Annotated in this window: 22 protein-coding genes and 3 pseudogenes; 11 read left to right on the top strand and 14 right to left on the bottom strand. The window is 61.6% G+C overall.

Annotation, left to right across the window (positions count from 1 at the left end; genetic code table 11):
• Positions 1–40 precede the first annotated feature (40 nt).
• Entirely contained in the window at positions 41–553 is a 513-nt protein-coding gene (locus CXQ82_RS24225) for a multidrug/biocide efflux PACE transporter (RefSeq protein ID WP_101272639.1), read from the top strand.
• Here CXQ82_RS24225 and CXQ82_RS24220 read toward each other — a convergent pair.
• Positions 452–1,210 carry an SDR family NAD(P)-dependent oxidoreductase gene (locus CXQ82_RS24220; RefSeq protein ID WP_101272638.1) on the bottom strand — a complete coding sequence of 253 codons (759 nt, stop codon included), beginning with the start codon at positions 1,208–1,210 and terminating at the stop codon, positions 452–454. The two genes, CXQ82_RS24225 and CXQ82_RS24220, sit on opposite strands and share 102 nt — an antisense overlap.
• A gap of 108 nt (positions 1,211–1,318) precedes the next feature.
• Between CXQ82_RS24220 and CXQ82_RS24215 the strand changes: the two genes are divergently transcribed.
• Complete coding sequence (locus tag CXQ82_RS24215; RefSeq protein WP_101272637.1) at positions 1,319–2,215, top strand: LysR family transcriptional regulator; 897 nt, start codon at positions 1,319–1,321, stop codon at positions 2,213–2,215.
• Here CXQ82_RS24215 and CXQ82_RS24210 read toward each other — a convergent pair.
• A complete protein-coding gene (locus CXQ82_RS24210) occupies positions 2,212–3,129 on the bottom strand; it encodes a LysR family transcriptional regulator (RefSeq protein ID WP_101272636.1) in 918 nt (305 codons plus the stop codon). The two genes, CXQ82_RS24215 and CXQ82_RS24210, sit on opposite strands and share 4 nt — an antisense overlap.
• Before the next feature lie 104 nt (positions 3,130–3,233).
• Here CXQ82_RS24210 and CXQ82_RS24205 point away from each other — a divergent pair, with 104 nt between their 5' ends.
• Genes CXQ82_RS24205 through CXQ82_RS24195 form a run of 3 tightly spaced genes read left to right on the top strand, consistent with a single transcriptional unit; the run spans position 3,234 to position 5,898 of the window.
• A complete protein-coding gene (locus tag CXQ82_RS24205; protein WP_101272635.1) occupies positions 3,234–3,992 on the top strand; it encodes a 5-oxoprolinase subunit PxpA in 759 nt (252 codons plus the stop codon).
• Positions 3,993–4,048: 56 nt separating this feature from the next.
• Positions 4,049–4,927, top strand: a complete 879-nt coding sequence (locus tag CXQ82_RS24200; protein WP_101272634.1) for an allophanate hydrolase subunit 1 — start codon at positions 4,049–4,051, stop codon at positions 4,925–4,927.
• Positions 4,924–5,898: a biotin-dependent carboxyltransferase family protein gene (locus CXQ82_RS24195; protein WP_101272633.1), complete on the top strand. Its 975-nt coding sequence runs from the start codon at positions 4,924–4,926 to the stop codon at positions 5,896–5,898. Before CXQ82_RS24200 ends, CXQ82_RS24195 begins: the two co-directional genes overlap by 4 nt.
• Before the next feature lie 121 nt (positions 5,899–6,019).
• Here CXQ82_RS24195 and CXQ82_RS24190 read toward each other — a convergent pair whose 3' ends face one another.
• Positions 6,020–7,636, bottom strand: coding sequence for an inorganic phosphate transporter (locus CXQ82_RS24190; RefSeq protein WP_101272632.1), 1,617 nt, complete (start codon positions 7,634–7,636; stop codon positions 6,020–6,022).
• A 249-nt stretch (positions 7,637–7,885) separates the two neighbouring features.
• Positions 7,886–8,908 (bottom strand): transporter, encoded by a 1,023-nt coding sequence (locus CXQ82_RS24185; RefSeq protein WP_101272631.1) that lies wholly within the window; start codon positions 8,906–8,908, stop codon positions 7,886–7,888.
• Positions 8,909–8,987: 79 nt separating this feature from the next.
• Here CXQ82_RS24185 and CXQ82_RS32045 point away from each other — a divergent pair.
• Both CXQ82_RS32045 and CXQ82_RS32040 read left to right on the top strand, forming a co-directional pair.
• Positions 8,988–9,866, top strand: a pseudogene (locus tag CXQ82_RS32045) (hypothetical protein); the annotation flags it as partial.
• 165 nt (positions 9,867–10,031) lie between these two features.
• Positions 10,032–10,799 (top strand): methyl-accepting chemotaxis protein, encoded by a 768-nt coding sequence (locus CXQ82_RS32040; RefSeq protein ID WP_371917371.1) that lies wholly within the window; start codon positions 10,032–10,034, stop codon positions 10,797–10,799.
• Between the two features lie 48 nt (positions 10,800–10,847).
• Here CXQ82_RS32040 and CXQ82_RS24175 read toward each other — a convergent pair whose 3' ends face one another.
• Positions 10,848–11,153 (bottom strand): PepSY domain-containing protein, encoded by a 306-nt coding sequence (locus CXQ82_RS24175; protein WP_101272629.1) that lies wholly within the window; start codon positions 11,151–11,153, stop codon positions 10,848–10,850.
• A 154-nt stretch (positions 11,154–11,307) separates the two neighbouring features.
• On the opposite strand from CXQ82_RS24175, the gene CXQ82_RS24170 reads away from it, so the two are divergent.
• On the top strand, positions 11,308–12,171 hold the full coding sequence (locus CXQ82_RS24170; RefSeq protein WP_101272628.1) for a sterol desaturase family protein: 864 nt from the start codon (positions 11,308–11,310) through the stop codon (positions 12,169–12,171).
• On the opposite strand, the gene CXQ82_RS24165 is transcribed toward CXQ82_RS24170, so the two are convergent.
• Entirely contained in the window at positions 12,163–12,828 is a 666-nt protein-coding gene (locus CXQ82_RS24165; protein ID WP_101272627.1) for an AraC family transcriptional regulator, read from the bottom strand. The two genes, CXQ82_RS24170 and CXQ82_RS24165, sit on opposite strands and share 9 nt — an antisense overlap.
• On the bottom strand, positions 12,818–13,945 hold the full coding sequence (locus CXQ82_RS24160) for a glycerophosphodiester phosphodiesterase family protein (protein ID WP_101272626.1): 1,128 nt from the start codon (positions 13,943–13,945) through the stop codon (positions 12,818–12,820). The genes CXQ82_RS24165 and CXQ82_RS24160 overlap by 11 nt, the downstream gene beginning before the upstream one ends.
• A 232-nt stretch (positions 13,946–14,177) precedes the next feature.
• Here CXQ82_RS24160 and CXQ82_RS24155 point away from each other — a divergent pair, with 232 nt between their 5' ends.
• Positions 14,178–14,501 carry a DUF2025 family protein gene (locus tag CXQ82_RS24155; protein WP_101272625.1) on the top strand — a complete coding sequence of 108 codons (324 nt, stop codon included), beginning with the start codon at positions 14,178–14,180 and terminating at the stop codon, positions 14,499–14,501.
• A 354-nt stretch (positions 14,502–14,855) separates the two neighbouring features.
• On the opposite strand, the gene CXQ82_RS24150 is transcribed toward CXQ82_RS24155, so the two are convergent.
• Entirely contained in the window at positions 14,856–15,179 is a 324-nt protein-coding gene (locus CXQ82_RS24150; RefSeq protein WP_101272624.1) for an antibiotic biosynthesis monooxygenase, read from the bottom strand.
• Positions 15,176–15,883 carry a CTP synthase gene (locus tag CXQ82_RS24145; protein WP_101272623.1) on the bottom strand — a complete coding sequence of 236 codons (708 nt, stop codon included), beginning with the start codon at positions 15,881–15,883 and terminating at the stop codon, positions 15,176–15,178. The genes CXQ82_RS24150 and CXQ82_RS24145 overlap by 4 nt, the downstream gene beginning before the upstream one ends.
• A gap of 80 nt (positions 15,884–15,963) precedes the next feature.
• On the opposite strand from CXQ82_RS24145, the gene CXQ82_RS24140 reads away from it, so the two are divergent.
• Positions 15,964–16,842 (top strand): LysR family transcriptional regulator, encoded by an 879-nt coding sequence (locus CXQ82_RS24140; protein ID WP_101272622.1) that lies wholly within the window; start codon positions 15,964–15,966, stop codon positions 16,840–16,842.
• A gap of 152 nt (positions 16,843–16,994) precedes the next feature.
• Here CXQ82_RS24140 and CXQ82_RS24135 read toward each other — a convergent pair whose 3' ends face one another.
• The 5 genes and pseudogenes from CXQ82_RS24135 to CXQ82_RS24115 all read right to left on the bottom strand — a co-directional run bounded on the left by CXQ82_RS24135 (position 16,995) and on the right by CXQ82_RS24115 (position 21,058).
• Entirely contained in the window at positions 16,995–17,513 is a 519-nt protein-coding gene (locus tag CXQ82_RS24135) for a DUF1003 domain-containing protein (protein WP_101272621.1), read from the bottom strand.
• A gap of 84 nt (positions 17,514–17,597) precedes the next feature.
• Positions 17,598–18,032, bottom strand: a pseudogene (locus CXQ82_RS32035) (methyl-accepting chemotaxis protein); the annotation flags it as partial.
• Positions 18,033–18,149: 117 nt separating this feature from the next.
• Positions 18,150–18,917: pseudogene (locus tag CXQ82_RS32030) on the bottom strand (PAS domain-containing protein); the annotation flags it as partial.
• Between the two features lie 263 nt (positions 18,918–19,180).
• Positions 19,181–20,239, bottom strand: coding sequence for a diguanylate cyclase (locus CXQ82_RS24120; RefSeq protein ID WP_101272618.1), 1,059 nt, complete (start codon positions 20,237–20,239; stop codon positions 19,181–19,183).
• A 192-nt stretch (positions 20,240–20,431) separates the two neighbouring features.
• Complete coding sequence (locus tag CXQ82_RS24115; protein ID WP_101273860.1) at positions 20,432–21,058, bottom strand: TetR/AcrR family transcriptional regulator; 627 nt, start codon at positions 21,056–21,058, stop codon at positions 20,432–20,434.
• A gap of 123 nt (positions 21,059–21,181) precedes the next feature.
• Here CXQ82_RS24115 and CXQ82_RS24110 point away from each other — a divergent pair, with 123 nt between their 5' ends.
• The gene (locus CXQ82_RS24110; RefSeq protein WP_101272617.1) at positions 21,182–22,240 is read left to right on the top strand and encodes an MBL fold metallo-hydrolase; all 1,059 of its coding nucleotides are present in this window, start codon (positions 21,182–21,184) and stop codon (positions 22,238–22,240) included.
• Positions 22,241–22,342: the final 102 nt, after the last annotated feature.

The following is a 22,342-nucleotide window of genomic DNA, read 5'->3' as shown; positions in this document are numbered from 1 at the left end:
GGGTAATGATGGCAACCATCGTCACTCACGGAGCCGGTTCATGAACCCCACCAAGTCGATTACTGAACGCGTTTGCCAGGCCATTGGTTTCGAGGCGCTGGCGTTACTGATCTGTACCCCGTTGCTGGCGTGGATCATGGACAAACCGGCCCTGGAAATGGGCATGGTGACCCTGGCGCTGAGCCTGATGGCGCTGACCTGGAACGTGATTTTCAACGGCCTGTTCGACCGCCTCAAGGCGCGCCTGCAATTGGCCAACAACGCTTGGACGCGGGTGCTGCATGCGCTGATGTTCGAGGGCGGGCTGATTATTGTCGCCGTGCCGTTGATTGCTGCGTGGCTGAATATCAGCCTGGTGCAGGCGTTTATCCTCGATATCGGTGTACTGCTGTTTTTCCTGCCGTACACCTACGTGTATCACTGGGGGTATGACGTGCTGCGCGACAAATTCCTACAGAAACATGCCGCCCGAGGCCTCGATGCGTTGCCCGGTGATCCAGTTGCTGCCGTCGGCCAGCAATGTCGAAATAGCCCCGCCGATATCATCCGGTAAGCCGGCCCGGCCCAGGGCGGTGTTGTTGGCGACCATGCTGTTGAGGTTGGCATTGTCGCGCACGGCGCCGCCGCCGAAGTCAGTTTCAATCGCGCCGGGGGCGAGGATGTTGACGGTGATGCCGCGCCCACCTAGCTCTTTGGCCTGGTAGCGGGTCAGCACTTCCATCGCGCCTTTCATCGCTGCGTAGGCGGCGTAGCCAGGCAGGCTGAAGCGCGCCAGGCCGCTGGAAATATTGACGATGCGACCCCCGTCGCCGATCAGCGGCAACAGCTTCTGCGTCAGGAAGAATGGACCCTTGAATTGGATCGCCACCAGTTGGTCGAACTGTGCTTCGGTGGTTTCTTCGAAGCTGGCGTGCACGCCAATGCCGGCGTTATTGATTAGAAAGTTGAAGTGGTCCTGTGCGAAAACTTCCTTGAGCACACTGCCGACCTGGCTCACAAAGTCATTGAATGTCGCGCTCTGGCTCACATCCAACTGCAGCATGGCGGCGCGGCCACCCAGGGCTTCGACCTGCGCCACCACCGCTTGGGCTTCACCCGCTGCGCTGTGGTAAGTGCCAATGATATCGACGCCTTGCGCCGCCAGGTGCAGTGCGGCGCTTTTACCGAGGCCGCGGCTGGCGCCGGTGATGAGTGCGATTTTACGGGGCATGGTGCAGTCCTCTTCAGATGTGGTCGTGGGACTAAGTGTATTTGTCCGCTCATAACGTGATAAACACAGTGAAAGCGAAATCACTGGCCGGATAAGGCGAACAATCCCATGAACAAGCTGGAGCTGCTGCGCACCTTTGTGCGCGTCACCGAACTGTCGAGTTTCACCCAGGCCGGCGAGAGCCTGGGCCTGCCGCGCTCGACGGTGTCGGAGCATGTGCAGGCGCTGGAAGCGTTGCTGGGCGCGCGCCTGTTGCAGCGCACCACGCGCAAGGTGCAGGCGACCCAGGATGGCCGCGTGCTGTATGAGCGCAGCAAGGATCTGCTGGCGCACATGGAGGAGTTGGAAGGGCTGTTCCGCCAGGATGAAACCCAGTTGGCCGGGCGTATTCGAGTGGACATGCCGAACGTGATGGCGCGCGGCATGATCCTGCCGCACCTGCCGTCATTCATGGCGCGTCACCCGCTGATCGAGATGGAAATCAGCAGCTCGGACCGCCAGGTCGATCTGATCGCCGAAGGCTTCGATTGTGTGTTGCGCGTTGGCGCGCAGCCGGATCAAACCGTGGTAGCACGCAAAGTCTGCAGCATGCCGGTGGTCAACTGCGCGAGCCCGGCATACCTGCAACGTTATGGTGTGCCTCAGACCCTCGCCGACCTGGAGCAGCATCAACTGGTGCATTACGTGCGACCGCTGGGCGCGCGTTCATCCGGGTTCGAATACCTGCAAGGCAACAAGGTGCAGCGCGTGGCGATGGCCGGGCGCGTCACGGTCAACAGCACCGATGCGTATCAGGCGGCCTGCTTGGGTGGTTTCGGCATCACCCAAGTGCCATTGCTTGGCGTTCGCGACTTGTTGGGCCGCGGCGAACTGGTGGCGGTGCTGACGGATTTTCAGGCGCCCGCGCTGGACGTGTCCCTGCTCTACGCCGGGCAACGGCATCTGCCGCAGCGGGTGCGGGTGTTCATGGAGTGGCTGGCCGCGACGTTGCAGGCCCAGCTCTAACGCCGCGCCGACAACTGTTGCGGCGCCAGGAACGCATCGTGGAAGTAATCGCGCACCGCTTGCATCGCCGGGGTGAACGCGCGCTCGCGGTGCCAGGCCAGGCCGACACTCATGGGCGTTACCGGGTCGGTCACGGTCAATGTCTCGATGCGCTTGCCCTCCAGGGACCAGGGCCGGTGCACCAGGTCGGACAGGATCGCCACGCCGCTGCCATTGGCGACCATGCTGCGCACGGCCTCCACGGAACTGGTGCGCAGCCGCACCTGGGGCGTTTGCCCGGCCTGTTCCCAGTAACGCATGGCACTGTGTTCGGCCTCGTCCACGGTGAGCAGGATGTAGGGTTCTTGTGCCACGTCCGCCAGGCTCACGGCGCCGCGCTCGCACAATGGGTGATGGCTGGGCAGCCACAAGCGGCGTTCCGAGTTGAAGAGGATTTCGGAGACGATGTCCGGGTGGGTGAGGTTGGCGGTGAGCACCACGGCCATGTCGAACTGGCCGTCGAGCAGGCCCTGTTCGATGGCCTGGCGCTCCTGCTCGAACACCTCGATGGTCACGTCCGGGTGCCAGTGCTCCATGCGCTGTAAGTGGTGGGGCAGGAAATACCCCAACACCGTATAGCTGGCCGCCAGGCGCAACACGCCGCTGGCGCGGTAGTCGGGCAGCGGGCTGTTCAGCGCGTCGTCGACACTGCGCACGATCACATAGGCGCGGTTGAGAAAATGCCGCCCGGCGTCGGTCAGGTTCATGCCCTGGGCCGAGCGCACAAACAGTTGCACGCCGAGCATGGCTTCCAGTTCCTTGATCGCCGTGGTCACTGCCGACTGGGAGATATTCAGGTGGATCGCCGCCTGGGAGATCTGGCCGATTTCGGCGGTGGCGACGAAGTAGCGGACTTGGCGCAAGGTCAGGGACATGGCTTTATCTGTTTTTCAGAAGATGGGCTATCTGATAATAGATCTTCCCAAGGGGTCAAGCGGCAGCCTACTTTTCCAGCATCAACGTTGGCGGAGTGACCCCGATGCAGGCAGTGGATTTCAACTCGGACATGGGCGAAAGTTTCGGCCCCTGGACCATCGGCGATGGCGTCGACGCGGAACTGATGGCCTACATCAGCTCGGCCAATATCGCCACCGGCTTCCATGCCGGCGACCCCGGCACCATGCGCCGTACCGTGGAGCGCGCCAAGCAACTGGGCGTGGCCATCGGCGCGCATCCGGGCTTTCGTGACTTGGTGGGCTTCGGCCGTCGGCATATCAATGCGCCGGCCCAGGAGCTGGTGGACGACATCCTCTACCAGCTCGGCGCCCTGCGTGAAGTGGCCCGCGCCCAGGGCATGGCCTTGCAACATATCAAGCCCCACGGCGCGCTCTACATGCACCTGGCCCGCGACGAAGAGGCGGCGCGGTTGCTGGTGCAGAATCTGCAAATCATCGAACCGACGCTGTTGCTGTACTGCATGCCCAACTCGGTAATCTGGCGCGTGGCCAAAGAGCTGGGGCAACCGGTGGTGCGGGAGTTTTACGCCGACCGTGAGTACGATCTGAGCGGTTCCATCGTGTTTACCCGCAATGTACGTGCACTCGATCCTGCGACGGTTGCGGCCCGCGTCCTACGCGCGTGTCAGACCGGTTTGGTGCGCACCGTGGAAGGCGAAGACTTGTTTATCGAATTCGATTCGATCTGCCTGCACAGTGACACCCCCGGCGCCCTGGAACTGGTGGAGGCCACGCGCGAAGCCCTGGACCGCGCCGGTATCGACGTCAGAAACCCACAATAAGCACTGATCATCACTTTTTTGCCTGCCTTTCTATAACGATTCCAAGAGGAACAGACATGGCTGAAACGTCCCCCATCCGCTACAGCTTCGGCGGCGATGAACACCTGTTTGCCGAGGTCAGCGACAGCATGTCCCTGGAGGCCTTTTTCAAAGGCATGGCGGTGACCCGCGCGGTGGAACGCCTGGCCCTGGAGGGCGTGCTGGATGTGTGCCTGGCCAACGCGTCCTTCCAGATTCGCTTCGACCCCGACCGCATCGCGCCCTATGCGCTGCTCGATGCCGTGCAAAGCGCCGAAGCCCAGGCCGTGGCCGAACGCACGTTGCACACGCGCATTATCGAAATCCCGGTGCTCTACAACGACCCCTGGACCCACGAAACCCTGATGCGTTTTCGCGACCGCCACCAGGACCCCAGCGGCACTGACCTGGAGTACGCCGCGCGCATCAATGGCCTGGCCGACGTCGACGCGTTTATCGCCGCCCACAGTGGCGCGCCGTGGTTTGTGTCGATGGTCGGGTTTGTTGCGGGCTTGCCGTTCATGTTCCAGATGGTCGAGCGCGCGCGGCAGTTGCAGGTGCCCAAGTACCTGCGCCCGCGCACCGACACGCCGAAACTCACCCTCGGCCATGGCGGCTGTTTCGGTTGCATCTACTCGGTGCGCGGCGCAGGTGGTTACCAGATGTTTGGGGTAACCCCGGCACCGATCTACGACCCGGCGCAGCAGTTGGCGTACCTCAAGGAGCACATGGTGTTCTTCCGCCCCGGGGACATCGTGCAGTTCAAACCCATCGACCGAGAGGCTTACGACAGGGCTGTTGCCGACGTGGACGCAGGCCATTTTGACCTGCGCATCCGCCCGGTGGAATTTTCCCTCGACGCATTTCTCGCCGACCCCATCGGCTACCCGAAAACCCTGCAGGAGGCGCTGGCATGATCAAGGTCCTCAAACCCGGCCTCGCCACCTCCGTGCAGGACCTTGGCCGCGAAGGCTATTACCATTTGGGCATTCCACCCTCCGGTGCGCTGGACCAGTACGCCTTGAGTGCGGCCAACCATCTGGTGGGCAACCCCATCGATGCGGCCGGCCTGGAATGCACCTTGATCGGGCCGGAGTTGCAGTTTCAACAGGACGCCTTGGTCGCCCTCAGCGGCGCGTTGATGGCGCCGCGCCTGGACGGTGAGGTGGTGCATCAGGACACCGCTTTCCAGGTGCGCGCGGGGCAAACACTGCGCTTTGAATTTCCCCAGGCGGGTGCGCGTACTTACCTCGCGGTTGCCGGGGGTATTGATGTGCCAGTGGTGCTCGGCAGCCGTTCCACCTACACCCTCGGTGCACTCGGTGGGTTCCACGGGCGGCGTTTGCAGGAGGGTGATGAATTGCCCATTGGCGCGGCCAGTGGGTTGGGGCGTGCGGGCAATAGTTTGCCGATGGCGCTGCGTCGCTCCGTCGGCGGCGACGTGACCCTGCGGGTCGTGCCAGGGCTGTATTACGAGCGCCTGACGGAGGCGGCCAAAAGCAGTTTTTTTGCCCAACCCTGGACGGTGGGCTCCGAGGCGGACCGTATCGGCTATCGCTTCAAGGGCGGCAGCGCATTGAGCTTCCAGCCACGCGAGCAGCCGTTCGGCGCGGGGTCGGACCCATCGAATATCGTCGACAGTTGCTACCCCATCGGTTCGATCCAGGTACCGGCCGGGTTGGAGCCGATCGTGCTGCATCGCGACGCGGTGTCGGGGGGAGGGTACGCGATGATTGGCACGGTGATCAGCGCGGACCTGGATTTGATCGGGCAGATGCAGCCGAACCAGCGGGCGGGGTTTGTGGCGGTGACGCTGGAAGAGGCGCTGGAGGCGCGGCGGGTTTACAAGAAGCGCCTGAAGGCCATGGCCGGACTCTTCAACCACTGAAGAAATAAAAAGCAAATGTGGGAGGGGGCTTGCCCCCGATGGCAGTAGATCAGTCAGCTCATCTGTAGCTGACCCACTGTCATCGGGGGCAAGCCCCTCCCACATTTTTTACAGTTGTGTGTCAGAAGAGTTGGGTGAACAGCCAGTAGAGGCTGCCCGACAGCACAATCGCCGCCGGCAACGTCAACACCCACGCCATCGCCAGATTCCGGATGGTGCGCATCTGCAAACCCCCGCCATTGGCCACCATCGTCCCCGCCACACCGGACGACAGCACATGCGTGGTCGACACCGGCAAGCCATACATATCCGCCGCGCCGATGGTCAGCATCGCCACCATTTCGGCCGACGCGCCCTGGGCGTAAGTCAGGTGGGTCTTGCCGATCTTCTCGCCCACGGTCACCACGATGCGCTTCCAGCCGACCATGGTGCCCAGCCCCAGGGCGATGGCCACGGCGATCTTGACCCACAGCGGGATAAAGCGCGTGGAGGCGTCGATCTGGTCCTTGAACAGTGTCAGCTTGCCTTGGGTGTCGGCGTCAAAATTGCCGACCTTGCCCTTGTCCATCAGGCGGATGGTTTCGCTGGTCAGGTACATGTCGTTACGCACGTTGCCTACCGCTTCCACGGGGACTTTGGCCAGGGAGCCGTAGCCTTTTACTTCGTCACCAATGTGCCCGGCCAGGGCGGCGAGGGCCGGCACCAGTTCCGGGGTGGCTTCCTTGGTGCGCACGTAAGTCGAAAGGATCGGGCGCGGGTCGCCTGCCAGCGGCTGCGGCGCGCTTTTCACCAGCGCCACCTGGGTCACTTCGGCCACGGCGGCGAACTGTAGCGATTGCTCTGCGGGCATGGTGCGGTTCAGCGCGTAGGCCATCGGCAGGGTGCCGACCAGGATCAGCATGATCAGGCCCATGCCTTTCTGGCCATCGTTGGAACCGTGGGCGAAAGACACGCCGGTGCAGGTGGCGATCAGCATGCCGCGAATCCACCACGGCGGCGGGGTGTCGCCCTTTGGCGCCTTGTACAGCGCGCGGTTTTTCACAAAGGCGCGCAGGGCCAGCAACAGCAGGGCGGCAAAGGCGAAGCCGATCAGCGGCGACAGCAGCAGCGCGTAACCGATTTTGGTCGCCTGGCTCCAATCCACCCCGCTGGTGCCGTCACGCCCGTGCATCAAGGCATTCGCCACGCCCACGCCGATGATCGAGCCGATCAACGTATGGGAAGACGACGCCGGCAAGCCCAGCCACCAGGTGCCAAGGTTCCACAGGATGGCGGCGATCAGCAGGGCGAAGATCATGGCGAACCCGGCTGATGAGCCAACCTGCAAAATCAACTCCACCGGCAGCAGCGCGATGATGCCGAACGCCACGGCGCCGCTGGACAGCAGCACACCGAGGAAGTTGAAAAAGCCTGACCACACCACCGCAAAATGCGGCGGCAGCGAGTTGGTGTAGATCACCGTCGCCACCGCGTTGGCAGTGTCGTGGAAGCCGTTGACGAACTCGAAGCCCAGAGCGATAAGCAGCGCCACACCCAGCAGCAGGAATGGTGTCCAGGTGGTCACCACGGTGCCCAGTTCGTGCATGTCGTGCATCAGGCTGTAGGCGGTAAACAACAGGCCCATGGCGAGCACGGCGAAGAAAATGATCACCGTCACCAGGCCGGGTTTCTTGTCCAGCCGGGGTTTGGGGTCCGCGGGTGATGCGTGGGAGGAGGCAGTCAGGGAAGGGGTGGCCATGCCGGAGCATCCAGTGTGGGGAGGATGTCGTTCATGATCATTGCAAGATGTTACAGAGATGCTGCTGTAGGTCAGTGTTTATTGGAATCGGGTCTGCCGCTGGTCCGTAATACACCGCCGAACCAATGTGGGAGGGGCGGTTCGACGATTCGACTTGCCCCCGATTGCAGTGGGTCAGCTAGAACATAAGCTGACTGGTACACCGCCATCGGGGGAAAGCCCCCTCCCACAGTAGATTGCATTCCAAGGCTAGTAATCCTTGCGCTTTCTGAACGCCCAACGCCCGGCAATCAAGGTAAACGTCGCCACCAACGCCACCAGAATCCAGAAGCCCTCCGGGTCTTGGGAAAGCGGCACGCCGCCTACGTTCATGCCAAAAAAACCGGCGATGATGTTGATCGGCAGCGCCAACACCGTGACCACGGTGAGGGTGAACAGCGTGCGGTTGCTTTGTTCGTTGAGGTTGGCGGCGATCTCTTCCTGCAACAACTTTATGCGTTCACCCAGGGCCGTCAGGTCGTTGATGATCAGCGCAAACTCCTCGGTGGATTTGCGCAACTCCTTTACGTCTTCCTTCTGCAGCCATTGCGGCGGGCGGTTGAGCAGGCGCAGCAGCGAGCCCGGCTCCAGCGCGAGCAGGCGTTGCAGGCGCACCAGCACCCGGCGTGCGGCGCCCAGCTCGGCGCGGTTGGTGGACAGGCGCGATGACAGCAACTGGTCTTCGATGTGGTCGACGCTGATGCTGGTTTTGCGCACGATCTGGGTCAGCACTTCGCCCTGGTCACGCAGCAGGTGCACCAGCAGTTCCAGTGGTGAGCGGAAGTGTTCACCGGCCTTTACCGACGAACGCAATTTATCCACCGAGTGCAAAGGTTGCAGGCGCGCACTGATCAACAACCGGCTGCGCGCGCATACCCACAGCGTGGAAATATCCGACGAGACCATGCTGCTGAAGTTGAACACCACGTCGTTGACCACCGCCAGCAAGGCCGAGTCGACATGTTCGATACGGGTGGAGCGCGAGCCTTCGTGCAGGGCTTCGAAGAACTCTTCGGGCAGGTCCAGGTTCGCCTGCATCCAACGCTCGCAGGCCGCGTGGGCCAGGTTCAGGTGCAGCCACAGAAACTCTTCCGGGTCGGCCGGTTGTTGCAATGCCCGCAGGGCCGTGGCCGAGTCGATCTGCTCAGCCTTTTCACCGGGGCGAAAACGAAAACCGTAAAGCAAGCCAAACAGGTCGGAATCCTGGTGGCTGTGGTCGATGCTGTGGTTCATGGAGGCTCGCAGAGAAAGCGCCTGTAGGACGTTTCACAGGTTCGCGTGAGCGATCATTGCAAGGAAATTTGACAGTTTTATGACGATTTTTAAAATATTTCGTTGGTGTGACATTTTATTGACCGCCTGTCAGGAACCGTTCAAGAAGCCTCTAGCACGGCCGATTCAGGGCATTAAGAACCGCTGTGGATGGGCGGTGCTTTTGAAGACAGGGAAGTTACCGCGTGCCTGCACGAATTCCCTGTATCGAGGCTTTTCCCCGATGAATGTTTTGCGAACCTCCTTGAGAGCACAAATCCTGTCGCTGCTCGGTGGCAGCCTGCTGGCGATGTTGTTGATCGCCCTGGCGTGTTTCAACTTCCTCTCCAACGGGGTGCAGAGTTATCGCAGTTTGATTGACGGGCCGTTGCTCACCTCGCAGTTGATCGACGAGGCCAACTTGCAGTTCAAGGTGCAGGTGCAGGAATGGAAGAACGTATTGTTGCGCGGCAAACAGCCCCAGGACATGGAGAAATACTGGGGCCAGTTCCAGGATCGGCAACGCGATGTGCAAGGTATCCTCGTGCGCCTGGTCACCCAGACCAGCAGCGACCCGGCCTTGAGCCGACGCATCGATACGCTGCGCCAGGAACACTTGCAACTGGGCGCGGCCTACCAGCGCGGTCGTGATGCCTACGTGGCTGCGGACGGCGATCCTACGGCTGGCGACACCGCCGTAAAGGGCGTGGACCGTGCCACCAGTGAGCAGATGAGCGCCCTGGTCAGCGACCTGCGTGAACAAGGTAGCCAGAAATCCGCGGCCATCAGTGCCTATGCCGAGCGCACCGTGCTGGTGGGCCTGGCGATCATGCTGCTGTCCGGCGCGCTGATCGGCTTGTTCAGCCTATGGTTGATCAACCGCAATTTGATCCTGCCGATCCGTGGCCTGATCGACTACGTGACACAACTGAGCCATGGCCGGTTTGCCCAACGCGTGACCAGCCATCGCCAGGATGAACTGGGCCAGTTGGCGGCCGCGGCCAATACCCTGCGTGACTTCCTGGCCGAGACCTTCAACCGTCTGCAACGCAGCGCCACCGACCTGGTGAGCGCCAGCGGCGAGTTGAACTCGATTGCCGGTCAGATGGCCACCGGCACCCATGAACAATTCAACCGCACCGACCAGGTGGCCACGGCCATGACCGAAATGTCGGCCACCGCCCAGGAAGTCGCGCGTCACGCCGCCAGTGCTTCGCGCGCCGCCGATGAAGCGGACCATTCGGCCCGCGAGGGCGGTGAAGTGATGAAAGTCACCATCGCCACCATCGGCCAGATGCGCAATGAAATCCTCAACACCGGCACCATCATCCGCCGCCTGGAAACCGACAGCGTACGCATCGGCAAAGTGCTCGAAGTGATTCGCGGCATCGCCGAGCAGACGAACCTGTTGGCGCTCAACGCTGCCATCGAGGCCGCACGTGCGGGCGAGGCGGGCCGTGGTTTTGCCGTGGTAGCCGATGAAGTACGCAGCCTGGCGCAACGCACGGCGGCGTCGATCATCGAGATCAACCAGATCATCCAGGCGGTGCAGACCGGTGCAGTGGATGCGGCCGAGGCCATCGTCAGCGGCCAATCATGCAGCGATGACAGTGTGGAAAAGGTCACCCAGGCCGGCGCCATGCTTGCGCACATCACCCAGGCGGTGGAGGCGATCCGCGACATGAACCGCCAGATCGCCACGGCAGCCGAGGAGCAGACGTCGGTGGCCGAGGATATTTCGCGCAACATCACGCAGATCACCGAAGTGGCCACCGCCAACCTCGACAACGTGCAGCGCACCGAAGCGGCGAGCCACAACCTGCGTGGGTTGTCGGGTGAGTTGAATGAGGTGACGGCGCGATTGGGCGCCTGACGGGCACAAAAAAAGCCACCCTTGGGTGGCTTTGTTTTGCGCGATGAATCAAGTGTCTTGCTTGTCTTCCAGCACGGCGCCGGTCTTGGCGTCGAGCTTCACTTCAAACTTCTTGCCAGCGGTGTCGGTCAGGTCGACTTCGTACACCAGCACGCCGTTTTTGTGGTCCAGCTCGGTGTCGTTGATAGTGGCGCCGGCGTGTTTGGCGATGGCGGCGGCGTTGAGTTTTTCGAAAGGCATTACCGCACCGGACTTGAGCAGGCCTTCGATGTGGTCTGGGCGGACGTCAGCTTGGGCCAGGCCGGCAGTAAGGGTCAGGGCAGCGGCGGCGAACAGAGTGGTCAAGGTTTTCATGGTGTGTTTCCTTTTTCGGTGAGCTGTTTAAGTGGGCTCAGGTTATTCATTGCAACTTAATTCATGCTTAATTAGTTCAAGCAGTTGCGCAGTTCGTTCAATCCGCCGGGTACGAAAGTTTTCATGCTGGGGCCTCACCTAAAGGGAGACTCGGATGAAACGCTTTGTGAGTTGGATCTATGCGCCTGCATTTCTGCTGGGGTTTATCGGCTGTGGCCTGTGGCAGCCGACCTGGCTGTTACTGGTGTTTGCGGTGGCGGTCGCGGTGTCGTTCCTCGCGGAGCAATGGCTGCCCTATGAGCCGCAGTGGAATCAAAGCCTGGGCGACCGCCGACGCGACACCCTCCACGCGCTGGTCAACGAAAGCCTTAATGCGTTGGGCCTGCTGATACTGCCAGGGCTGACCGCGCTGTTGGCGTTCGAGGGCATCTGGCCCCGGGGCTGGCCGTTGTGGCAGCAATTGCTGCTGGCCATCGTGCTCGCCGACGCGGGCATTACCCTGATGCATTACGCCAGCCACCGCAGCGCGCCCCTCTGGCGTTTGCACGCGGTGCATCACAGTGTGCAGCGGCTCTATGGGTTCAACGGTTTGATGAAGCACCCGTTGCACCAGATGCTGGAAGCCACGGTCGGCCTGCTGCCGCTGATCCTGCTGGGCATACCGCTGGATGTGGCAGAGCTGCTGGCGCTGGCCATCGCCCTGCAGTTGCTGTTGCAGCATTCCAATGTGGATATGCGCCTGGGGCCGCTGCGTTGGGTGTTCGCCTGGGCGCCGGTGCATCGCTTTCATCATATGAAGTACGGGCGCGCCGGGGACGTGAATTTCGGGCTGTTTTTCAACCTGTGGGATTGGCTGCTGGGAACGGCGTTCTACCGTGCGGGCTATCGCATGGGGCCAGGGGATCTGGGGATTGGCAGCCGGCCGGATTTTCCGCTGGGGTATGCGGCGCAGTTGCGCGATCCGTTTATGCCCGCGCAGCTGGGCAAAGAACCGCGCGTGCCGGATGAGCTACGTTAGGCACTGCACATCCAGCTGGCGCAACGACGCCCCGGCAGTGACACCGAACAGCTGCTTCATGGTCCGTGAAAAATGCGCCGAGTCGGCAAAGCCCGCGCCATGGGCGGCCTCGGTCAAGGTGTTGCCGGCCAGGGCCAATTGCACGGCTACGCGCAACCGGCGCCACAGCACCAGGCGGCGCACGGGCATGCCGAGTTGATGGGTGAACAGGCGCTCCAGCTGGCTCAATGACAGGTGGGCCGCCTCGGCCAGGGCCTGGGCTGACACCTTGCCACTGAGGTGGTGGTCGAGGGTGGTCAGCGCGCGTTCGAGGCGCGGGTCGTCGAGGCGCCGGCGTGGCAGGTGTTGGAGGGTAGCCAGGGATAACTCGTCGTTAGCCAGCAAGGCCTGCAAAGGCTCGGCAGCAAAGACGATCGGTTCGGCATACAGCACCCACACGTCACCTTCGGCATCGAGAATGGCGTGGGGCTGTCGCGAAGGGATAAACAGGCGATGGGCCGTGATCACACGGCCATCGAGGCTGACCGTGACCGGCCCGCCCGGGGCGAACAGCAACTGATGGGCGTAGTGCGCATGGGGCGCGGTACGCCCCAGCTCGCCGTGGATCAGGCCGTAGTCACGGCCCAGCCACAGGCGCCCGGACCACTCAGTACTTATGGTCGTTCAGCAGGTCTTGCACGCTGGACGACGGCCAGCGCTTGTAGAACTTCAGCAGTTCGGCAGCGCGGTTGGTGAAGATACCGTCGACGCCGGCTTTCATCACCTTGTCGAAATCCACCGGCTCGTCCACGGTGTAGACGTGCACCAGCAGGCCTTTGTCGTGGGTCAGCTGGTTCATTTCAGGCTTCACCAGGTCGGTGTAGCTCTGGTCGCCGTGGTCGGTCAGCTCAGCCGATGGGCCGGTGCCGATGGCGCCGAGGCTCTTGGCTTCGTCCACCCATTTTTCGAACTCGGCGGCGTCTTTCGGCTCTTGCTTGGCGTAGTAGGCGGCCTTGGTCGGTTCGCCGGATTCGGCGAAAGTCTGCGTGGATTTAGGTTCGATGCTGCCTGCACCCACCCACAGCAAGAGGATTTTCGGCGTGTTCGGCATTTCTTTCTGCAGCTCTTTCAAGCTCGCAGTCTCGAAGGTTTGCAGCACCACGCGGCCCTTGCCTTGGCCGACGCCGGTGTTGCTCTTGCCCAGCTTGGAGCCGGCAGAACTCAGCCAGCCTTTATCCAACAGCTTGTTTTTCAGGTCGGCTTCGATGCCCGGGAATTGCTTGGGTTCTTTGGTTTCGATGTACAGGCCGGGTTTATGCTGGGGGTTGCCTTCGGCGATCTTGATGATGTCGTCCAGGCTCTGGATTTTCAGGCCCACGAAACCTGGTCGCGCACGGTCCGGGTAGGCGGCGTTGAACCAGCTGCCGGCGTCGAGGGTTTGCAGTTCTTTCCAGGTGAACTCGTTGGCCGGCGCATCTTTGCGCTCAGGGAACTTGGTGGCCACGTCGGTGGTGCGCTGCAGGTTGTTATCGTGCAGGGCAAAGAGCACGCCGTCCTTGCTGCGCTGCAGGTCCATTTCCAGGTAGTCGGCGCCCAGGTCGCGTGCAACCTTGTAGGCCGCGGCGGTGGACTCGGGCGCATCGTAGGAAGCACCACGGTGCGCGATCACGGCAGGGTAGGGGATGCCTTCGTTTGTTGCCAATTCAGCCGGGCTGATCGGGTCGGCAGCCTGCGCCTGGCCGAGGCCGAGCATCAGGGCCAGCAGCAAGGCGCTCTTGGTAAACGTGACAGGCATATGCGAAGTCCTTTCGTGGAGGTAGCTTTGAGAAGGCCTCCTTTTTAACAATTGATTGCGAAAGGCGCTATCACCAAACCGACATTAACGTGCGCGCGGGCCAATTTTCTCGGTTTTTTTTCGGTGCATTGCAGTACTCTTGGCCGAAGCTGCCCCGTTAGAGGACAGTACTTTCTGCCACGCGTGTAAACCATCTTTCCAGTCCCTGTAGGACTTTTCAGTGAGGTTTACCATGCGCATCACTTCCGAACTTATCTGCCAGGCCGCCGACCAGCTCCACGGCTTTGTTGGCCTGAACCGCAAGACCGGCCAGTACATCGTGCGTTTCAGCGAAGACTCGTTCGGCATGGACGTGGCCGATGACGGCATCATCCCCACTGCCGAATTCGTCTGGCTGCCGGCCCCCGAGCAAACCATGACCCTGTCGCGTGAGCGAATCCAGTTGCTGCTCGACCAGAATATCGACGAACGCATCAACATCACCGAGCCGCTGCGCGCGTATATGCGGCGGGTAGAGATCCCGCAGATCAGTGCGTTGCGTAGTTTGGTGAGCTAGTAAGTGCTGCGAGCAGGCTTGTTGTGGTGAGCGGGCCTGTTGTGGGGAGCGGGCTTTCGGTGGCAAGCAGGCTTCGGTGACAAGCAGGCTTTCTGTGGCGAGCGGGCTTGCCCGCGTTGGGGTGCGAAGCGCCCCCCATTCACACCCCTCGGTATTTCAGATACACCGCGAGCGCTGGTTTTGGGGCTGCTTCGCACCCCAACGCGGGCAAGCCCGCTCGCCACAACAAGCCTGCTTGCCACAACAAGTCTGCTTGCCACATACCCTGCTTGCCACAGAAAGCCTGGTGCCACATACCCTGCTTGCTACAGAAAGCCTGGTGCCACAACGAGCCTGCTCGAAACACATGCAGGGTTACTCGCTCGCGAAAGCGTATGCCCGCTCCACTTTGCACACCCGCGTCTGAAACGCCGAGTACCAGGTGGCGCGTCCTTGCTCGCGCACCGCACGGTGTTCGGCCTGCTGCTTCCAGGCCAGGATCGCCGCCTCGCTTTCCCAGTACGACACGGTAATGCCCAGGCCATCCTCGCGCGCCGATTCCACGCCAAGAAACCCCGGTTGTTGCCGCGCCAGTTCGAGCATGCGGGTGGCGGCTTGGCCGTAGCCTTGGTCACCGTCGGTGCGCAGGGAGGTGAAAATCACGGCGTAGTAGGGCGGGGTGGGTGTGTTGGCGATCATATCGACTGCGCCTGGCAGGCCTTGAGCAGGGCAATCACCAGCGGTGGCGTGATGCCCTTGAGCGCGGCGCGTTCGGGTTGGAACAAGGTGGTGACGAAAAACGGATGGTCCAGCAATTCCGCCGCGCGCAGCTCGCCCGCCGCGTCGTGGCCGCTGGGGATCAAGTCACCCGCCAGCAACGCGTCGAGGAATTGCGGGTTTACCCCGTAGCTGCAGCGATAACCTTCATGCAGGTCCAAGGTGCCGTAGGCGTCGGCGATACGTGTGTAGGGCATTAAACGTAGGGTGCCGGTCGCTTCCACCAAGGCGCAACTCAGGGGGGTGATGATTGCGCGCTTGGCCTGCGGGGCAAGCTCGCCATGTTCGGCATCGGCCCAGCCCAATACGTTGCGGGCATATTCCAACATCGCGTGCTGAAACCCGCCGCAGGTACCGAGGAAGGGGCGCTGTTGCTCGCGGGCAAAACGGATCGCGCGCAGGGCGCCCTCGGTGTCGCGGTAGGGGCTGGCGGGCACGCACCAGAAACCGTCGAAGCCGTGCAATTCAGTGGCGGGTGTGAGGGTGTCGGTGTCGAGCCAGTGCAGGTGAACCGTCAGGCCAAGGTGGTCGGCGGCCTGCTGCACGGCGATGGGAATCGCTTGGTGTGCGGTCACATCGGGGTTGTAGTCGCCGATCAGGGCGAGGCGCAGAGCAGTGGCGTTCATCAAAGGCGTCCCATGACTTGTTGTGTCCTGGCGGCCACTATAGATTGGCGTTCACGCAATCAATATTGGCGTTTACCCACATGCTCAATGCAGCCACGCACTATCAAATTGACTATCCTGACCTGTCGCTGATCCTCGCGCTGGTGCGGGGTGGCACCCTGGCGCGGGCGGCGGCGCTGTTGCGGGTGGACGTGTCCACGGTGTTCCGTGCGGTCCGGCGCCTGGAGGCGGCATTGGGCCAGACGTTGTTTGAAAAAAGCCGTGCCGGCTACTTGCCCACCGGTTTAGCCAGCACCCTGGCGCAGCAGGCCGAACAGGCGGAGCAAGCCCTGGAAGCCGCGCGGGTGGGGGTGGAGCAGGGCGGTGAGGTGATCAGCGGCACGGTGCGCCTCACCTGCACCGACTCGGTGTTGCAAGGCCTGCTGTTGCCGGCCCTGGCGCACTTCATGCCGGATTACCCGGCGTTGACCCTGGAACTGAGCACGTCGAATGATTTCGCCAACCTCAGCCGGCGCGATGCCGACATCGCCCTGCGCCTGACCAAGACCCCTCCGGAGCATCTCGTAGGACGCTGCCTTGGCACTGTGTCGTACCAAGTCTGCGCCAGTGGTGAGTATGTTCGCCGCCACCCGGGCGTTGAGCTGGCCGACCTGGCCTGGATCGCGCCGGATGACTTCCTGCCCGACCACCCCACGGTCGTCTGGCGCCGCGAGCACTTGCCGGGCGTGCGCCCCAGTTATCGCTGTAACAGCATGTTGTCGGTGACCGAATTGGTGCGGGCAGGGCTGGGGGTGGCGGCGCTACCGGATTTTCTGTTGGACGACATGCTGCAACCGCTGGGCCCTGCGTTGGCAGGGCACGACACGGCGCTATGGTTGTTGACGCGTCCCGATTGCCGAGCGTTGCGCTCGGTAGTCACTTTGTTTGAGGAACTGGGCCGGCAGATCCGGTTGCCTTGATTGGCACTTGTGGCGAGCGGGCTTGCCCGCGTTGGGCTGCGAAGCGGCCCCAAGCCAGCCATCACACCACAGCAACCTGAAGGGGGTGCTTCGCACCCCAACGCGGGCAAGCCCGCTCGCCACAGAGGAGCTTTCTTGGGAGTGTTAGCGCTTCAGGTTTTTCGCACGTAATGCTCATGCATTTCGCACGTCAGGGTTTCGATGTGTTCTGTCAGCTGCTTGGTCATTTCCGTGAGCCGGGTGTTCTGTTCCAGCAGTTCCAGCAACTGTTTGGTGGTTTGCGCCGCCTGGGCCTGGCGCTCGGTATTCGCCACGGCCAGGGCTTCGCGGTGCTGTGCATCGGCGTCCGACTGGGCTTTGTCACGCGCGGCCTGGCGCGTCTGGGCCAGCAGGATCAAGGGCGCGGCGTAGGCCGATTGCAAGCTGAAGGCCAGGTTGAGCAGGATGAACGGGTACACGTCGAAATGAGTGATACCGGTCATGTTCAACACCACCCACAAAATCACGATCGCGGTTTGCGCGCCGAGAAAGGTCGGTGTACCGAAGAAGCGGGCGAAGGCTTCGGCCTTGAGGGCGAAGGTGTCGTTGCCGAAGGTCGGCGCCAGGTGGGCGTGGCCGCGGTGGAAACGCAGGTGGTCGACGGGGGCGGCTTCAGGTTTGTCTGGGGTCATGGTGGGCTCGGGTCATCAACGTTAAGACAGTGACTCACTATAGTCCTGAGGACCTGTCTTACACATGAATAACCCGGGCCCTGCTTAGCGGCCGGCACGCTCGCTGGCAAACGCACTCACCGCCTGTACCGCCTCGCTGGCGCCTTCGCGAATTTGCACGATGACCGTACCGGCGCGGTTAGCCAGTTCGACGCCTTGGGCGGCGCGGTCGCGGGTGCCGTCCATGCTGTCGATGGCCTGGCGGGTTTCGTCCTGGATCATCGCGATCATGCCGGAAATTTCCGCCGTCGAGCCGCTGGTGCGTGCGGCCAGTTGCCGAACTTCATCGGCCACCACGGCAAACCCACGCCCTTGTTCGCCTGCGCGCGCGGCTTCGATGGCCGCATTCAGGGCCAGCAAGTTGGTCTGGTCGGCGATGCCGCGAATGGTGTTGACGATGGTGGTGATCTGCTGCGAACGCTCGCCCAGCTTGGCGATCAGTTGTGAGGAGCCGTCGATATCGGCGGCAATTTCGCGCATGCCGATGGCGCTTTGCTGGATCACATCGGCGCCTTTTTCGGCGATGTCCCGGGTATTCAGGGAGATGTGATACGCCTGGGCAGCGCTCGCTGCGTCGGTTGCATGCTGTTGCACCTGTGCGGTGACATCCGAGGCGAACTTGACCACTTTGCACAGGCGCCCGCTGGCGTCGTACACCGGGTTGTAGTTGGCTTCGAGCCAGACGGCCTGGCCGTTTTTATCCACGCGCTCGAATTGGCCGCTGAACAGCTCGCCCTGGTTCAGGCGCCGCCAGAAATCACTGTAGGCCGTGCTCTTGGCCAGTTCTGCGGTACAGAACAGACGGTGATGCTTGCCCTGGATCTGCGCCAGGCTGTAGCCCATGCGCTGCAGAAAGTTTGCGTTCGCCGTGATGATGGTGCCGTCGAGGTTGAACTCGATCACCGCCATTGCCCGGCCGATGGCTTCCAACTTCGCGTTGGCCTCGCTTTCGGCCTGCAGGCGCGGGGTCACGTCCATGGCGTACTTCACCACTTTGATCACCTGGCCTGCGTCATCGCGCACAGGGTTATAGCTGGCTTCCAGCCACACCGACTGACCGTCACCGGCCACGCGCTCAAAGGTACCTGATTGGAACTGGCCATTGCGCAGGTTCGACCACAACTGGTTGTACTCGCTGCTGCGGGCGAAAGCGGGCGTGCAGAACATCCGATGAGGCTGGCCCACAACCTGATCGGCGCGGTAATGCAGGGTCTTGAGGAAGTTGTCATTGGCCCGCAGCACGTTGCCTTGCAGGTCGAATTCGATCACTGCCATGGAGCGCTCGATGGCGTCCAGCAGGCTGGTCTGTTGCGCCAGGGTATGTTGCAAGGTGCTGATGGTTTTTTTGTGGGCGTTGAATAGCATGTTCGGGGGCTCGGGCAAGCAAGCGGCTGGGAGTATCCATGTATATGCGCCTGCCCCCGTACGGCATTGGCCATACGGTTGACGTGCTCATTGTCAGCCTCCATGTGCTGACAGCGGGGTGGAACAACGGGTTAAGAGTGATCAGCCTGAGCAGAAGTTCGCCTGGGGGGCAGGACCTTTTCTGGGTAGGTGACGAGTGGTGGCATTATGATGCTGCTTAGGCCGCGACGCGGAAAAATCAGACAAGGTGTCGTAGGACAACTTCAGGCGGAATGGGCGACCCTCTGGTCGCTGGTAGTCACCCGGTTACGCCCGGTGTCTTTGGCGGCATATAGCGCGCGGTCCGCTGCATTCAGCCACATGGCGGCATCCGTGAAGAACGGCTGGAAATCCGCCAGGCCGATGCTCAGGCTTACCCGCAGCTCCGGGATTTGCGGGTTGCGGTAATTGCTGAAGGTTACGCGCATGCGCTCCATGACCTGCGCGGCCTGCCCCAGGGGCATTTTCGGCAGAATCACACAGAACTCATCGCCACCGTAACGCCCGGCCAGGTCGTTTTCCCGCAGGTTGCGCCGCAGTTCCAGGCTCAGTTGTCGCAGCACGGCGTCACCGACGATGTGGCCGTGAGAATCATTGATCTGCTTGAAGTGATCGATATCGATCAACGCGATGGTGGCGTGGCTTTGCTGTTGCTGGCATTTGTGGAACTTGAGGTGCAGCAGGTCTTTCCAGGAACCGTGATTGAGCAGGCCGGTAAGGCTGTCGATGCGGCTCAGGGCACTGAGAGCCCGTTTGTGTTCCGACAGTTTGATCGCCAATTGATAGCAGACCATGCCGATGGCCATCGGGTAGAGGGTCAGCATCGGCAGGCAGGCGTAGACCTGCACCAGGCTGACACTAGGGTTGAACCGCAGCCCGAACAGCAACCCCGCCAGGGCCACGCCGACTACCTGGGCCAGGGCGCCGCGTATCAACATGCGTTTGCCGCCGGCGGCGACATTGTTCATGGCGACCATCGACAGCAAGGTCACGGTGGTCAGGGGAGTGAACTGCAGCGTCGCGGCCCAGAAGCCGCTGAACAGGGCGTCATACACCAGGTTGCGCTGTTCGGCGTCGTAGGGGAATTTGGCACGGGTTGCCAGCTGATACGCCAGGTGCGGCCAGACAAAACCATTGACCAGCAGCAACGCCCAGATCCAGCCAGGCATGGCCAGCGGGTACAGGGCCACAATCACACTCAGCGAGCACATGGCTGTGCCAATGATCCTTGGCCTGTAGATACGCTTGGCAAATGAAAGCCCTTTGCCTTGTCTGTTTTCCATAAATTCCTGGTTCAGCTGCTTTTTTACAGATACGGCGGTGCGTATTCGCTGGATTAACCGTTGATCGGATAATGCCGGTGAATATTGTCAGTTATTCGAGTGGGAATAATCAGTGTCCTTCCAGGCCATTTGCGCAAAACAGAGGGCGAATGCGTCAAAAACGACTAGGAATGTCGCTCACACAACCGCGCCTTAGGGCTGGCGCGCGGCGGTGACTTCATAGCCGGCCAGGAATAGATCGATGGCCGACTCGATCACGCGGGCTTGGTGGTCGGCGTCGAGGATGGGTTGGCCGAGGGTGATCTGAGGCCAGAAGGCAAAGGCCTTGAGCAGGCTTTGTATCTGGTGAGCGGCAAATACCGGGTCGCTGCAGCAGAGCCGGCCGTCTGCCTGGGCGGCGCGTACCCATTGGGTAAAACCTTCTTCGCGTTGGCTCAGGCGGGTGACCATGTCCTGGGCGCGCTCAGGCGAGTGGATAGTGGCGGCGATGGCGACACGGGCCAGGTCGAGGAAGTTGGCGTCCGCCATCATCTTCATCTTTGCTTCCAGCAACCCGCGCAACTGTTCGCGTAGCGGGCGGTCACTGGTGTAGCTGACATCGAGTTGTGCGACGGTGCTGGCCCAGAGCTGGTGGAGAATTTCGGCGAACAACTCTTCCTTGCTGGGGAAATGGTTGTACACCGTGCGCTTGGAAACGCCCGCGGTGGCGGCGATCTTGTCCATGCTGGTGACCTCGAAACCGTTCGCACGAAACTCGGCGATAGCCGCGGCCACGATGGCTTCGCGTTTACGGTCGGTGAGGCGTTGAGGTGCAGTCATGGGCGGCATTCGGCTCTTCAGGGAAAATTACACTATGTAGTTTACTTGTTCCGGATTTTGTTGCAATCTTGAAACTACACTGTGCAGTGTAATTTATGAGCGGACCGTAGGAGTCACTCTGCAATGGCCACCATTTCATCCCGTCTCAAGCCCTCGCCTGCGTCGCTCAAGCCTGCCGAACAGGACCAGGGGCATTTCAGCAATGACGCCCCGGTGCAGCACGGCGGCTTCGGCAAGACCTTGCGTATCTTCTGGAATATGTTGTTCAACAAGCCGCGCAGTACGCGGCCGGTGGGCAACATTCCCGTGCAACCGCTGACCCGTGAGCAGCTGTTGGCCGCTCCCGATCACAGCGTGTTCCGCCTCGGGCATTCCACCGTTTTGCTGAAAATGCGTGGCAAGTTCTGGGTCACTGACCCGGTGTTTGCCGAGCGCGCTTCGCCATTCAGTTGGGCCGGCCCCAAGCGTTTCCACCAGCCGCCCATCAGCCTTGAAGAGCTGCCGCCCCTGGAGGCGGTGATTCTTTCCCACAACCACTACGACCATCTTGATCACAACGCTGTGATCCAATTGGCCGCCAAGACCCGCTACTTTCTTGCGCCGCTGGGTGTGGGCGACCTGTTGATCAAGTGGGGTGTGGCTGCCGACAAAGTACGCCAACTGGATTGGTGGCAAGGCACCGAGGTGGATGGCATCCGTTTTGTCGCCACGCCTGCGCAGCATTTTTCCGGGCGCGGCCTGTTTGATGCGAACCAGACGCTGTGGTGTTCCTGGGTGATGATCGACGGCGCGCGACGAATCTTTTTCAGCGGTGATACCGGTTATTTCGACGGCTTCAAACGCATTGGCGAACAGTACGGTCCCTTCGACCTGACGCTGATGGAAACCGGTGCCTACAACGTCGACTGGCCCCACGTGCACATGCAGCCCGAACAAACCTTGCAAGCACATATCGACCTCAAGGGCCGCTGGTTACTGCCGATTCATAACGGCACGTTCGACCTGGCGTTTCATGCCTGGCACGAACCGTTTGACCGCATCATGGCCTTGGCCTGGGAGCGCAATGTGGCGATTACCACGCCACCGATGGGGCAGGCATTCAGTTTGAACCAGCCTGAGCGCGGGTCTGCATGGTGGCTGGAAGTGGAAACCCAGGGTGCACAAGAGCGCCTTTTGAGCTGATGGCAGAGGCCTTGGAAAAAGGAAGTTTCAGGCTGTTTCAGGGCTGGGACAGGCAATAGTCAAGGGTGCGATGATCCGCGAAACTTCATGTTTCGGGGAAGT

This window comes from Pseudomonas sp. S09G 359 (assembly GCF_002843605.1).
Classification (GTDB): domain Bacteria; phylum Pseudomonadota; class Gammaproteobacteria; order Pseudomonadales; family Pseudomonadaceae; genus Aquipseudomonas.
Note: the sequence above shows the minus strand (reverse complement) of the source record. Positions and strands in the feature narration are given on the sequence as shown.

Excerpts from the sequence above, each read along its gene's own strand:
- CXQ82_RS24225 (WP_101272639.1), top strand. The coding sequence starts at position 41 with ATGAACCCCACCAAGTCGATTACTGAACGCGTTTGCCAGGCCATTGGT.
- CXQ82_RS24220 (WP_101272638.1), bottom strand. The coding sequence starts at position 1,210 with ATGCCCCGTAAAATCGCACTCATCACCGGCGCCAGCCGCGGCCTCGGT.
- CXQ82_RS24215 (WP_101272637.1), top strand. The coding sequence starts at position 1,319 with ATGAACAAGCTGGAGCTGCTGCGCACCTTTGTGCGCGTCACCGAACTG.
- CXQ82_RS24210 (WP_101272636.1), bottom strand. The coding sequence starts at position 3,129 with ATGTCCCTGACCTTGCGCCAAGTCCGCTACTTCGTCGCCACCGCCGAA.
- CXQ82_RS24205 (WP_101272635.1), top strand. The coding sequence starts at position 3,234 with ATGCAGGCAGTGGATTTCAACTCGGACATGGGCGAAAGTTTCGGCCCC.
- CXQ82_RS24200 (WP_101272634.1), top strand. The coding sequence starts at position 4,049 with ATGGCTGAAACGTCCCCCATCCGCTACAGCTTCGGCGGCGATGAACAC.
- CXQ82_RS24195 (WP_101272633.1), top strand. The coding sequence starts at position 4,924 with ATGATCAAGGTCCTCAAACCCGGCCTCGCCACCTCCGTGCAGGACCTT.
- CXQ82_RS24190 (WP_101272632.1), bottom strand. The coding sequence starts at position 7,636 with ATGGCCACCCCTTCCCTGACTGCCTCCTCCCACGCATCACCCGCGGAC.
- CXQ82_RS24185 (WP_101272631.1), bottom strand. The coding sequence starts at position 8,908 with ATGAACCACAGCATCGACCACAGCCACCAGGATTCCGACCTGTTTGGC.
- CXQ82_RS32040 (WP_371917371.1), top strand. The coding sequence starts at position 10,032 with ATGGCCACCGGCACCCATGAACAATTCAACCGCACCGACCAGGTGGCC.
- CXQ82_RS24175 (WP_101272629.1), bottom strand. The coding sequence starts at position 11,153 with ATGAAAACCTTGACCACTCTGTTCGCCGCCGCTGCCCTGACCCTTACT.
- CXQ82_RS24170 (WP_101272628.1), top strand. The coding sequence starts at position 11,308 with ATGAAACGCTTTGTGAGTTGGATCTATGCGCCTGCATTTCTGCTGGGG.
- CXQ82_RS24160 (WP_101272626.1), bottom strand. The coding sequence starts at position 13,945 with ATGCCTGTCACGTTTACCAAGAGCGCCTTGCTGCTGGCCCTGATGCTC.
- CXQ82_RS24155 (WP_101272625.1), top strand. The coding sequence starts at position 14,178 with ATGCGCATCACTTCCGAACTTATCTGCCAGGCCGCCGACCAGCTCCAC.
- CXQ82_RS24150 (WP_101272624.1), bottom strand. The coding sequence starts at position 15,179 with ATGATCGCCAACACACCCACCCCGCCCTACTACGCCGTGATTTTCACC.
- CXQ82_RS24145 (WP_101272623.1), bottom strand. The coding sequence starts at position 15,883 with ATGAACGCCACTGCTCTGCGCCTCGCCCTGATCGGCGACTACAACCCC.
- CXQ82_RS24140 (WP_101272622.1), top strand. The coding sequence starts at position 15,964 with ATGCTCAATGCAGCCACGCACTATCAAATTGACTATCCTGACCTGTCG.
- CXQ82_RS24135 (WP_101272621.1), bottom strand. The coding sequence starts at position 17,513 with ATGACCCCAGACAAACCTGAAGCCGCCCCCGTCGACCACCTGCGTTTC.
- CXQ82_RS24120 (WP_101272618.1), bottom strand. The coding sequence starts at position 20,239 with ATGGAAAACAGACAAGGCAAAGGGCTTTCATTTGCCAAGCGTATCTAC.
- CXQ82_RS24115 (WP_101273860.1), bottom strand. The coding sequence starts at position 21,058 with ATGACTGCACCTCAACGCCTCACCGACCGTAAACGCGAAGCCATCGTG.
- CXQ82_RS24110 (WP_101272617.1), top strand. The coding sequence starts at position 21,182 with ATGGCCACCATTTCATCCCGTCTCAAGCCCTCGCCTGCGTCGCTCAAG.